This is a genomic window from Aureimonas flava (assembly GCF_003583935.1).
GTDB classification, from domain to species: Bacteria; Pseudomonadota; Alphaproteobacteria; order Rhizobiales; family Rhizobiaceae; genus Aureimonas; species Aureimonas flava.
The window spans coordinates 54,761-66,529 of sequence record NZ_QYRN01000002.1 but is presented as its reverse complement, the minus strand read 5'-3'; the positions used below and the strand labels follow the sequence as shown (position 1 = coordinate 66,529).

Genomic DNA, 11,769 nt, shown 5'->3' with positions numbered 1-11,769 from the left:
TCCGGGTGGTCGGGACGGAACGGAAGGGGGCGGGGGAGGGGGCGGCGGAGCGAGGCGCCATCGGCTCAGACCTCGTCCATGCGCAGGAGGGCGCGCAGGATGCGCCGGAGATGCGGCTCGATCGCCTCCAGCGCGACGTCACGCTCGAACTGGAGACGCATCATCAGCCCGTCGCCGAAGGAGAAGATCATCGTGAGCGCGATGTCGAGATCGAGGTCGCGCGGCACCTCGCCCCGCTCGCGCGCGTCCTCCACGGCGGCGCGCATGCGATCGCGAACCAGGGTCTCCAGCTCGCAGAACCGGGCGCCCACGGCGGTGTTTCGCAGGGATTCTGAGCAGATCTCGATCATCAGGCCGCCGCTCTCGGGGTCGCGTGCGGAGGCGAGATAGTCCATCGCCATGGCCACGAGCCGATCGGCGATCGTGCCGGGGCCGCGCAGGTGCTCCAGGCAGGCCACGGCGCCGGCGCGCTCCTCCTCGGCGATCGCCTCGATGATCGCGTCCTTGGACGGAAAGTAGCGATACAGGGCGCCCGGGCTCATCTGCGCCTCGGCGCAGACCTGGCCCATGGACGCGCCGTGAAAGCCTGCGCGTGCAAAGCAGGCGCGGGCCGCCGACAGGATCTGACGGCGCCGGTCGTCGGCGGGCTGCTGAGCCTGCGCAGCGAGAGGAGGAGGTGTCATCGGCGGTCCCGTATCAGTGAGAGCGAACGATCGTTCTCATACCCGGCTGCGACGGCGTTGTCGAGAGACCCGTCGCCTGAATGCCGTTTTTTGGAGATGACCGCGGAGGGGCTCGCGCCGCTTGGCGCTAGCGCGTTGTCGCGTCGTTGGCCGGGCGCGGCGCGCGCGCGCGGGGCGGCGCCCACTCGGCGCGGAACGCCGCCAGAACGTCGCGCGCCTGGTGGCGCCGGCTCATCACCGCGTCGAGCACCGGTCCGTTCAGCACCGAGATCGAGCGCAGGATGCGCGCGTCCGCCGGGCCCGTCGCCACCTGGGGCCCCGCCGCGCGGACCGCCTCGGCCGGCCCGCCTTTGCGGTCCTCCGTCCTGGGCGTGTCGGGAAAGCGCAGAATGTTCATCGGGCCATGGATCGCGTTGCCGCCCGGCCGGATCGCCGGCGCGGGTCGTCACCCGAAGCCTTACGCGAGGATGTTGAAAAGAGTGTTGGGAAAGGTGCTTAACGGAATCCTTTCCGAAGCTGGGCGGCGACCTTGGCGGGGCCATGTGCTTGACAGGGGCGCCCGCGCCTGCTTCAAGCGCCCGATCCAGCGTTCGATCCCGTCCGCGACCCGCCGACCGTGCCCCTTGCCCCGCGCAGGCCGCACGGAGGTCCCCATCCGCCAGCGAGTGTCGCCCGCGGATGCGTTTCCGTTTGGCGCCGGCTCGCGGCTTGGATCGGGCGCGACGAGTTCCCATTCTTCCGGGGTCCGGAAGAACAAGGAAGACGCCCGATGTTTGAATCCCTCCAGGACCGTCTCGGGTCCATCCTGAACGGCCTCACCGGCCGCGGTGCCCTGTCGGACGGCGACGTCGCGGCGGCGCTGCGCGAGGTGCGCCGCGCGCTCCTGGAGGCGGACGTGTCGCTGGAGGTGGTGCGCTCCTTCACCGACCGCGTGCGCGAGAAGGCCGTCGGCGCCCAGATCGTCAAGTCGATCAAGCCCGGCCAGATGGTGGTCAAGATCGTCCACGACGAGCTGGTGGCGACGCTCGGCTCCGACCAGGTGGCGATCGACCTCAACGCGCCGGCGCCCGTCACCATCATGATGGTCGGCCTCCAGGGCTCGGGCAAGACCACCACCACGGGCAAGATCGCCAAGCGGCTGACGGAGCGCCAGCGCAAGCGCGTCCTGATGGCCTCGCTCGACACCCGCCGCCCGGCCGCGCAGGAGCAGCTCCGCGTCCTGGGTGAGCAGACCGGCGTCGCGACGCTGCCGATCATCGCCGGCCAGGGCCCGGTGGAGATCGCCGCCCGCGCCTCGCAGGCCGCCAAGCTCGGCGGCTACGACGTCCTGATCCTCGACACGGCCGGCCGCACCCATATCGACGAGCCGCTCATGCAGGAGATGGCCGAGATCAAGGCCAGCGCCCGCCCGCACGAGATCCTCCTGGTCGCCGACTCGCTGACCGGCCAGGATGCGGTGAACCTCGCCCGCTCCTTCGACGAGCGCGTTGGCATCTCGGGCCTGGTGCTCACCCGCGTCGACGGCGACGGGCGCGGCGGCGCCGCCCTTTCGATGCGGGCCGTCACCGGCAAGCCGATCAAGCTGATCGGCACCGGCGAGAAGATGGACGCGCTGGAGGAGTTCCACCCCGGCCGCATCGCCGACCGCATCCTCGGCATGGGCGACATCGTCTCTTTGGTCGAGAAGGCGGCCGAGAACATCGACGCGGAAAAGGCCGCGGCGATGGCCAAGAAGATGCAGTCGGGCAAGTTCGACCTCGACGATCTCGCCGACCAGATCCGCCAGATGCAGAAGCTCGGCGGCATGGGCGGCGTGATGGGCATGATGCCCGGCATGGCCAAGATGAAGGATCAGGTTTCGGCGGCCGGTCTCGACGACAAGCTCTTGAAGCGTCAGCTCGCCATCATCTCCTCCATGACCAAGTGGGAGCGCGCCAACCCGGACGCGCTGAAGCATTCGCGCAAGAAGCGGATCGCGGCGGGCTCGGGCACGGACTCGGCCGACATCAACAAGCTTCTCAAGATGCACCGCCAGATGGCCGACATGATGAAGGCGATGGGCGGCAAGGGCGGCAAGGGCGCCGGCATCATGGGCAAGCTGATGGGCGGCCTCGGCTCCAAGATGGGCCTGCCGCCTGGGCTGGGCGGCGGCATGCCGGACCTGTCGAAGATGGACCCCAAGCAGCTCGAGGAGATGGCCAAGGCCATGCAGAAGGGCGGGCTCGGCAGCCTGCCCGGCGGCCTGCCGCCCGGCCTCGGGAGCGGCGGCCTGCCGGGACTTCCCGGCGGCGGCTTTCCCGGACTTCCCGGCCTCGGCCGGAAGAAATAAGGGCCGCCCGGCGGCCCCGACCACCCGACCACAGCAACCCGACGGCGCGACACTCCCGGACGACGCCGCGACCTCACGAGAACCAGAAGGAAGACCCCGATGCCCCTGAAGATGCGCCTCGCCCGTGCCGGCTCCAAGAAGCGCCCCTACTACCACGTCGTGATCGCCGATGCCCGCAGCCCGCGCGACGGCCGCTTCATCGAGACGGTCGGCTCGTGGAACCCGATGCTCCCGAAGGACGCCGAGCGCGTCACCCTCAGGGAGGACCGGATCAAGCATTGGCTCGGCGAGGGCGCCCAGCCGACCGACCGCGTGCTCCGCTTCCTCGACAAGGCCGGCATCGCCAACCGTCCGGCCCGCGAGAACCTGACCAAGGGCCTGCCCGGCAAGAAGGCGCAGGAGCGCGAGGCCGAGCGCAAGCAGCGCGAGGAAGACGCCCGCGAGGCGGCCGCCAAGGCGGCGGCCGAGACGGCCGGCGCCGAGGCCTCGGCCGAGTAAGGCAATCTTCACGTTTCACGTGAAACAGGTGGCGGCGTCCCGATTCGTTCGGGGCGCCGTTTTTGTCTGGCGACGGGCCCGGGTCGCACCGCCCGCGCGTTTCGCTTGACGAGGCGGGCGCGACGGGTCAGTGACGCCCGAGATCGGAGCCTTGCTCCCTCCACCCCTCCGTTCCGGGATGCCCATCGTGACCGAGCCGACCCGCGACCGCGTACTCCTGGCCGTGATCGGCGGCGCCCACGGCATCAAGGGTGAGGTGCGGGTGCGCTCCTTCACCGCCGACCCCGAGGATGTCGGGGCCTACGGCCCGCTCTCCGACGCGGCCGGCCGCCGCTACACCGTGGCGTCGGCGCGCGTGCAGAAGACCGTCGTGGTGGTGCGTTTCCGCGAGGTCGCCGACCGCAACGCCGCCGAACTCCTCAACGGCACCGAGCTCTTCGTGGACCGCGCGGCCCTGCCCGACGAGGGCGAGGACGAATTCTACCAGGCCGACCTCGTGGGCCTGGTCGCGCGGCTGGTGGACGGGACCGTGATCGGCGAGGTCGTGGCGTTCCACGACTTCGGCGCCGGCGACATCCTGGAGATCGCGCCGGAGGGGGGCGCCAGCGTCATGATCCCCTTCACCGAGGCCGCCGTGCCGGAGGTCGACCTGGAACTCGGCTTCCTGCTGGTCGAACCGACCGCCGCCGGTCTCGTGGCGGCCGACGAGGATGCGCCGCGCGAGCCATGATCTTCCGACGCCCGCGCGCTTCCCCCGAAGGACCGGTCGACGCCGCGCGAGGCGCCGTGCCGCACGGGGACGACGCGGCGCGCGCCGTGCCGGTGGGCGATGAACCGGTCGAGGGCGTTGTCGACCGCGGCGAACCGGCTGCGGACGCTGTCGCCTCCCCGTCCGGGATGCCGGGGACGACGCCCGCCATGCACGGCGCGGTGCCGAACGCCGCGCGCTCTCGCTGGGACGCGCCGGACGGCCAGCGCGAACCGGAGCGGACGGCCGCTCCGCCTGCGGCGGACGGCGGCGCCCTGTCGGGCGCCCTGCGCGTCGTGGCCCTGGTGCTGCTGGGGGGCGGCGCCCTCTACGTCGGCCTGTTGTCCGTTCGGCCGGATGGCGCGGCGCCGCCGGCCACGGTGCGCGCGCCTCGGGTCGTGGAAAGCTCGCCGGTGCCGCCAGCGCCCGATCCGCCCCCCGCGCCCCTCCGAATCGAAGGCTTCGAGACGCTGCGCGACCTCAACCTGCGCGGGCAGGCGTTTCGCCTGGCGCGTCCCGTGCCGGAGGCGCCCGCCGCCGTCTGCCAGGCCTTCGCCGCGGCGGGGTGGTCCGCCGGGGACTGGGGCGCGAGCCCGCTCGGCGACCGTGAGGAATGCCTGGCGGAGCGCGCCTATGGCGACAGGGGGAGCGCGGATGGGTTCGCGGTGCTGCGCGGGCGCGAGACCCTGATGGAGATCCGCATCAAGCTCAACCTCGGCGCGGACGCGCGGCGCCTGGAGGCAGCCCGCGACGCCGGCGATCTGGTGGCGGGTCTGTTCCGGCGCTGGCGCTGGGGCGGCGGCGTGGACCTGGCGCGGCGCATCGCGGCGCTCCAGCCGTTCGAGGCCGAGCTCGGCGGGACACGCGTCCGGCTGATGCGCGAGCATGGCGACGTGGAGCGGTGGAACCTCGTCCTGCTGTTTCCCGCCCCGTCCGCGCCCAACGAGGCCGCGTTGCGACGGCTGTCGCTGGCCGCGCTCGCCGCGGCGAACGGGAGAGGGGAGGCGGCGCCGGCCAGGACACCCTGACGGCCCCCCGCGAGCCGGCCGGCGCTAGCGCGCGTTGCGCCGACCCAGCGCCTCTTCCCAATCCAGCGCGTGCCGCACGATCAGCGGCAGGTCGTCGTAGCGCGGCTCCCAGCCGAAGGCCTGCCGGGCGAGCGAGGCGTCGGCCACGATGGCGCTGGCATCGCCCGGCCGGCGGCCGGCCATGCGCACGTCGAAGTCGCGTCCCACCACCCGGCGCACCGTGTCGAGCACCTCCAGCACCGAATAGCCGTGGCCGTAGCCGCAATTGGCGACGAGCGAATCGCCGCCTGCGCGCAGGTAGTCGAGCGCGCGGCGGTGGGCGGCGGCGAGATCCGAGACGTGGATGTAGTCGCGCACGCAGGTCCCGTCCGGCGTGTCGTAGTCGTCGCCGAAGACCTCGAGGAACGGCCGCTTCCCGAGCGCCGTCTCGCTGGCGACCTTGATGAGATGCGTCGCCCCGCGCGTGGACTGGCCGGCCCGGCCCCTGGGGTCGGCGCCCGCCACGTTGAAGTAGCGCAGCGCGGCGAAGGTGAAGGGATGCGCCGCGGCCGCGTCGCGCAGCATCAGCTCGGTCATCCACTTGGAGGTGCCGTAGGGCGATTCGGGCGCCGGGGCCTGCGTCTCGGGCACCGGCATCGCCTTGGGCGAGCCGTAGACGGCGGCGGTGGACGAGAAGATGAAGTGCTTCACCCCGCCCGCCACGGCCGCTTCGAGGAGCGCGCGCGAGGCCACCGTGTTGTTCAGGTAGTAGCCGAGCGGGTCCGCCACCGATTCCGGCACGACGATCGAGCCGGCGAAATGGATGATCTCGCGGATGCCCTTCTCGGCGATCAGCCGCGACACCAGCGCCGTGTCGGCGATGTCGCCGACCACGAGCTCGGCCTCCGGCGCCACCGCCCATTCGAAGCCGGTGGACAGGCGGTCGAGCACCACCACGCTTTCGCCCGCGTCGACGAGGTCCCAGACCATGTGGCTGCCGATATAGCCGGCGCCGCCGGTGACGAGTACCGTCATGCACGTATCCTTCGACACTCCGGGCCGCCCCGGTTCCGATCGCGGCGGATGCTATCTTGCGCAGGATGTTTCGCAAGTGCGAAAACGCCTCGTCGCCTCGGGCGGCAGCCCTGTCGCCAGCCGCCGGAGGATCGAGAACCCGCATGCGTCGAAGCGATGAATGGGCCGGCGCCGCGACGGCGGCGGCCGCCGGGATCGCGGCGCTCGCGGTGCTGGGCCTCGCCCTGCCGCGCGTGCCGCTCGTGTCGATGATCGGCCAGCTCCTGCCGCTTCTCGGCCTCGCCCTCCTGCCGCTCGCGCTGGGTCTTGCCGCCCTGCGGCGTCGCCGGCGGGCGGCCGGCGTGGCGCTTCTCGCGCTCGGCATCCTCGGGCTGACCGGGTGGCGCTTCGCCGACGTGTCGGCCGAGGCGACGGCGGCGCCGGACGCGGGCGTTCCCTTCACGCTGATCAGCTTCAACGCGCTCTACAGCAATCGCGAGGGCGTTTCGGCCATTCCGGCCCTCCTCGCCTCGGGCGCCGACGCGATCCTGATCCTGGAGGCGCAGCAGTTCCAGGCCGAGCTGCCCCGGCTGGCGCAGGCCTACCCCTACCGGCTCGGCTGCACGCCGCCCGAACCCTGCGACACGCTCCTCCTGTCGCGCCGGCCGCCGGTGCAGGCGCGACAGACCTGGCTGGGCGCGGTGCCGGCCAAACGCTTCGCCCAGTTCGCCTTCGACCTTGACGGATGGCGCGTGACCCTCGTCGGCGCCCACCTCACCAAGCCCTATTTCGACGAGCTGCCGGCGATCGAGCGGCTGGTGCTGGCCAACCGGCTGCGTGCGATCGACGGGCCGCTGATCCTGGTGGGCGACTTCAACGCCACGCAATGGTCGCCCGACCTGCGCTGGCTGGCGAAGCGCGCGGACATGCGCTTCTCCGGCTTCTACGTGCCGACCTGGCCGGCGGCCGCCGGCGGCTTCGGCCTGCCGATCGACCACGTGCTGACGCGGGGCGCCACCGTGCTTTCGCTGGAGCCGCTGCCGAGCGCGTTCGGCTCCAACCATCGCGGCCTCGTCGCGCGGCTGCGGATCCCGTGACGCCCGCGCGGGCGACCGTCGCCGGCCGCCCGGAAGCCGCCGCCCCGACGGTGCGGGGCGGCGCGGGCGGTCAGCCGATGCGCCCGCCGCCCTGGCGGGTGATCGCCACCACGGAGGGGCGCGTCGGCATGTCGTCGCGGAAGTCCGGCCAGCGGGTCGACAGGTCCTCGTAGAAGGACAGGCGGCCGAAGCCGTCCCAATCCTCGCCGCCGTCGCCCGGATGCTGGACCGCCACGAAGGCCGTCTGCATGTCGGGCAGGAGCAGGGGGCCGCACATCTCGGCGCCCACGGGGACGCGGAAGAAGAGCTTCGACGTGCCGCGGCCCTCGCCCTCGGTCTCCACCGCCCAGAGGCCGTCGGTGCGCCCCGTGGCCTTCGGCGAGTTGCCGTCGGTCGAGACCCAGAGGCGCCCGTCCGCGTCCACCGCGCAGTTGTCCGGCATGCCGAACCAGCCGTTGCGCGTGGTCTCGGTCGAGAAGGTCGCGCCGACCTCGGCCACGGCCGGGTCGCCGCACTTCAGGAGCACCTCCCAGCGACCCTTGGCGGCGGCGAAGTCGTCGCCGTCCTCGTGGATCTCGATGATGTGGCCGAAGGCGTTGGCGGCGCGGGGATTGGCGGCGTCCACCTGGTCCGGCTTGCGCCGGGTGTTGTTGGTCAGCATCACGTAGACGCGGCCGTTGGTGTCGTTGGGCTCGATGTCCTCCGGCCGGTCCATCGGCGTGGCTTCAAGGAGGTCGGCGGCGCGGCGCGTCTCGATCAGGACGTCGGCCTGGCTGCGGAAGCCGTTGGCCTCGGTCAGCGGACCCTGCCCGTGCACCAGCGGCAGCCACGCCATCGTCCCGTCCTCGTCGAAGCGGGCGACATAGAGCGTGCCCTCGTCCAGGAGGTCCATGTTCGCGGCGCGGTCGGCGGGGTCGAAGCGGCCGGCGGTCACGAACTTGTAGACGTAGTCGAAGCGCTCGTCGTCGCCGAGATAGAAGACGACGCGGCCGTCCCTGGCCACGGTCGAGGCGGCGCCCTCGTGTTTGAAGCGGCCGAGCGCGGTGCGCTTCTTGGGCGTCGAGGTCGGGTCCTCGACGTCCACCTCGACCACCCAGCCGAAGCGGTTCGCCTCGTTCGGCTCCTTGGCGAGGTCGAAGCGATCGTGGAACCGGCCCCAGGCATAGGTCCCCTCGGGAATGCCGAGGCGCTTGTAGTTGCCCGCCTCCGGGTGGTCCGCCGGCAGCTCGCCCATGAAGTAGCCGTGGATGTTCTCCTCGGCCATGATGTAGGTGCCCCAGGGCGTGACGCCGCCGGCGCAGTTGTTGATGGTGCCGAAGACCTTGGTGCCGGTGGCGTCGGCATTGGTCTTCAGGCGGTCGTGGCCGGCGGCCGGGCCGGACAGGGCCATCTCGGTGGTGGCGGTGATGCGGCGGTTCTTCGCGCCGTCGCGCACCACCTGCCACTTTCCGTCCGCCTTGCGGATCTCGACCACCGTGCCGCCGTGGGCGGCCATCTCGATGTCGACGCGCGTGCGGTCGGCCGGCGCGATCTCGAGCTCCTCCACCATCTTGGCGGGGTCCTTCTTGTCGGCCTTCTCGACCACCTTGACGATGCCCGGGAACATCAGGTGCTCGTTGGTGTACTCGTGGTTCACCACGAGGTAGCCGTGCTCGGACGAGCCCTCGATCGGGATGAAGCCGACATAGTCGTTGTTGTAGCCGAACTGACGCTCCTGGGCCTGCGGCGTCTGGCGGGTCGGCTCGAAGTCCGGGCTGTCGGGAAACAGCGCGTCGCCCCAGCGCAGGAGCACGTCCGCGTCGTAGCCCTCGGCGACATGATGGCGCTCGTCGATGCCGGCCTCGACCTCGGGAAAGTCGAATCGGGTCGTGGTGGCGGCGCGGGCGTGGTCGGCCGAGATCAGGGCGATCGGGCTCACCGTCGCGGCGATCGCGGTGGCGGCGAGCGAGCCGCGCAGGAAGTCGCGGCGCGAGAAGCGCGCGGCGATGATCTCGCCCATCGTGCGGTTGGCGGTCGGGTTCAGCCCCTCGCCCTCGGCCTCCTCGAGGCGGCTGGTCGGAAACGCGGCCTGGCGCGGCGTGACGTGCTCGTTCATCGGACGGCGTCCTTTTCCCTTGGAACGGTTCCAGGCTGCCCTAAGCGGTGAAGATCACAGCGGCATGACACGGCGCGGGTCCGCGGCGGCGTCGCGCCGGCGCCGATCGGGGAACTGTGACGGCCCCGCGCGCGTCCCCTCCGTCCCGGGCTGGCAGCACGCCGGACCCGCCACAGGAGAACCACGCCGATGACGCCACCCCTCCGTTCCGCCGCGCTCGCCGCCCTCGTGCTGGCCGCCACGACGCCCGCCTTCGCGCAGGCGCCCGACGCACCCCAGCCGGCCGTCCCGTCCGTCACCACCGAGACCGAGAGCCAGGACTCGGGCGTCGGCGACCAGGAGGCCTCGGGTTGGGTCGGGCAGCCGGTGGTGAGTTCCGACCGCAAGCCCCTGGGCACGTTGCGCGACGTTCGGGTCGCCAGCGACACGGCCGACGCGGGCCTCCTGATCGTGGAGCGCGACGGGGGCGGCACGGTCGAGGTGCCGATGCAGGGCGCGAGCTTCGACGGCACGCAGGTGATTGTGACGCCGCTCGCGGAGGCGCTCACCAGCAATTGAACGGGCGGGGCGCGGCGGTGGTGTCGGAGGACGATGCCGCTGCCGCGCTTCGCAAGACTTCGCCCGACGCGCGACGAAAACATGGGCGGGGCCTGTCGGCCCCGCCCATGCTGTATCTTCCGCTCGTGGGCAGCCCGTCTCAGTTCGCGCCGAGGCAGAGCACCGGGTAGATCGAGTCCTGCACCTTGGCCGTCGCGTCGGGCACGCTTTCCAGCGGCAGCGAGGCGTCGGCGGTATCGAAGGCGACGTGATGCTCCTCGAGGAACCGCGCGGCCGCGTCCGGGCGGATCGCGAAGTTGATCGACTGCGGGATGTCGCCCGTCAGGTCCGCCACCGCGACGGCGTTGAGCTTGGCGGTCACAACGCCGACGACGCGACCGGCCAGGTCCACCAGCGGGCCGCCCGAATTGCCGGGCTGCACCGGCGCCGAGATCTGGAGGTAGTTGGCGTCGTTCATCAGGCCCATCAGCGACGAGACGTTGCCGCGGGTCACGTTCAGGCTGTCGGCGAGGATCGAGCGCAGCGGGAAGCCGAGCGCCAGGATGTCCTCGCCGAGGCGCGGCTTGCCAGCGACGATCGGCAGGGGCTTGCCGACCTTGCCGTCGAGCTTCAGGAGGGCGAGATCGTGGTCCTCGTCGACCACAACCTGGGACGCGGCGCCGAGGTCGCCCACCAGCACGGTCTTGCAGGCCTTGGCGACGTGGGCGTTGGTCAGGAGCCAGCCGTCCCGCGACACCACGAAGCCGGTGCCCGACGAATCGAAGCCGGGCGCCGGGCTTGCCAGCGACGGCGCGTCCTTGGGCGCGGCGGCGACGCGCTCGCCCTCGCCGAAGGCGACGCCCTCGGCCCGCCCGCTCTGGAACAGGCGCGCCATCGGCCCGGCGTCGTTCGAGCGCGGCTCGCCGGCGAAGGGCTCCACGGTCTGCGCGGCGACCTGCGCATAGGGCGCGATCAGGTCCGCATGGGCGGGGCTCCAGGCGACCGAGAAGCCGCGCAGGTCGGTGCCGCGCCCGGAGAAGCGGATCAGGAAGTCGCGACCGTCCTCGTGGCCACGGATGGTGAACCCGCCGTTGGCCTCCTCGGCGAGCGACACGGTCTTGTCCGGCCCGGCCTGCGAGAGCACGCCGAACACGCCGTCTAGCGTGTAGCCCTCCTTGGAGAAGCGCACGGTCTCGATCTCGATTCCGCCGTCGTCCGAGCGCCACAGGCTGCCGACCTCGGTCTCGCCCATCGGCGCGACCAGGGCGCCCGGCAGGCCGAGGTGCACGCCCGTCGCCTCGTCGGTGACCTGCACAAAGCCGACCGCCTCGCGCGCCGCGTCGCTGATCTCGATCACCCGCTTCAGGAAGGCGTCGTCCATCACGCCATCGGCGCGCAGCCCGTGCCGCGCCTGGAAGTCGCGCACCGCGCGCAGCGTCTGCGGCCCGATGCGACCGTCGAACGGTCCGGCGTAGTCGCCGGTCCAGGTCAGGCGGTGCTGCAGGCCGGTGCGGAAGGCCGCGTCGGTGTTCTGGTTGTAGAGGGCCGCTAGATCCTGCTCGGCGGTGCGGGCCGCAAAGGCGGGCGCCGGCATGGCCACCGGGGCGGCACAGAGAAGCAGGCCTGCGAGAACCGCCGTCGTCACGCCGCGCATGGTTGTTGCCCCCGTTCGTTCAGTCCTGGGAGGAACGCAGCGGGTGCCGTTTCGATCCCATCGATTAAAGATTTGTCAAGCTTTAGCCCGTCCATTTTTCCGCGTGG

General features: G+C 71.9%; 11 protein-coding genes. 6 read left to right on the top strand and 5 right to left on the bottom strand.

Features of this window, described 5'->3' with window-relative positions:
* Window positions 1–65: 65 nt before the first annotated feature.
* Together D3218_RS03595 and D3218_RS03590 are read right to left on the bottom strand one after the other, a co-directional pair.
* Window positions 66–683, bottom strand: coding sequence for a TetR/AcrR family transcriptional regulator (locus D3218_RS03595; protein WP_119538546.1), 618 nt, complete (start codon window positions 681–683; stop codon window positions 66–68).
* A gap of 127 nt (window positions 684–810) precedes the next feature.
* Window positions 811–1,080, bottom strand: coding sequence for a hypothetical protein (locus tag D3218_RS03590; RefSeq protein ID WP_119538545.1), 270 nt, complete (start codon window positions 1,078–1,080; stop codon window positions 811–813).
* A gap of 372 nt (window positions 1,081–1,452) precedes the next feature.
* On the opposite strand from D3218_RS03590, the gene ffh reads away from it, so the two are divergent.
* The 4 genes from ffh (at window position 1,453) to D3218_RS03570 (ending at window position 5,286) form a co-directional block, all read left to right on the top strand.
* Window positions 1,453–3,012: a signal recognition particle protein gene (ffh, locus tag D3218_RS03585; RefSeq protein ID WP_119538544.1), complete on the top strand. Its 1,560-nt coding sequence runs from the start codon at window positions 1,453–1,455 to the stop codon at window positions 3,010–3,012.
* A gap of 99 nt (window positions 3,013–3,111) precedes the next feature.
* The gene (gene rpsP / locus D3218_RS03580) at window positions 3,112–3,510 is read left to right on the top strand and encodes a 30S ribosomal protein S16 (RefSeq protein WP_119538543.1); all 399 of its coding nucleotides are present in this window, start codon (window positions 3,112–3,114) and stop codon (window positions 3,508–3,510) included.
* 178 nt (window positions 3,511–3,688) lie between these two features.
* Window positions 3,689–4,240 carry a ribosome maturation factor RimM gene (gene rimM / locus D3218_RS03575; protein ID WP_168990404.1) on the top strand — a complete coding sequence of 184 codons (552 nt, stop codon included), beginning with the start codon at window positions 3,689–3,691 and terminating at the stop codon, window positions 4,238–4,240.
* On the top strand, window positions 4,237–5,286 hold the full coding sequence (locus D3218_RS03570) for a DUF6030 family protein (protein ID WP_119538542.1): 1,050 nt from the start codon (window positions 4,237–4,239) through the stop codon (window positions 5,284–5,286). Before rimM ends, D3218_RS03570 begins: the two co-directional genes overlap by 4 nt.
* A gap of 24 nt (window positions 5,287–5,310) precedes the next feature.
* On the opposite strand, the gene galE is transcribed toward D3218_RS03570, so the two are convergent.
* Window positions 5,311–6,300, bottom strand: a complete 990-nt coding sequence (gene galE / locus D3218_RS03565) for a UDP-glucose 4-epimerase GalE (RefSeq protein ID WP_119538541.1) — start codon at window positions 6,298–6,300, stop codon at window positions 5,311–5,313.
* 143 nt (window positions 6,301–6,443) lie between these two features.
* On the opposite strand from galE, the gene D3218_RS03560 reads away from it, so the two are divergent.
* Complete coding sequence (locus tag D3218_RS03560; protein ID WP_119538540.1) at window positions 6,444–7,376, top strand: endonuclease/exonuclease/phosphatase family protein; 933 nt, start codon at window positions 6,444–6,446, stop codon at window positions 7,374–7,376.
* Window positions 7,377–7,446: 70 nt separating this feature from the next.
* Here D3218_RS03560 and D3218_RS03555 read toward each other — a convergent pair whose 3' ends face one another.
* Complete coding sequence (locus tag D3218_RS03555) at window positions 7,447–9,471, bottom strand: PhoX family protein (RefSeq protein ID WP_119538539.1); 2,025 nt, start codon at window positions 9,469–9,471, stop codon at window positions 7,447–7,449.
* Window positions 9,472–9,660: 189 nt separating this feature from the next.
* On the opposite strand from D3218_RS03555, the gene D3218_RS03550 reads away from it, so the two are divergent.
* Window positions 9,661–10,029 carry a PRC-barrel domain-containing protein gene (locus D3218_RS03550; RefSeq protein ID WP_119538538.1) on the top strand — a complete coding sequence of 123 codons (369 nt, stop codon included), beginning with the start codon at window positions 9,661–9,663 and terminating at the stop codon, window positions 10,027–10,029.
* 139 nt (window positions 10,030–10,168) lie between these two features.
* Here D3218_RS03550 and D3218_RS03545 read toward each other — a convergent pair whose 3' ends face one another.
* Window positions 10,169–11,662, bottom strand: coding sequence for a serine protease (locus tag D3218_RS03545; protein ID WP_245414909.1), 1,494 nt, complete (start codon window positions 11,660–11,662; stop codon window positions 10,169–10,171).
* Window positions 11,663–11,769 lie beyond the last annotated feature (107 nt).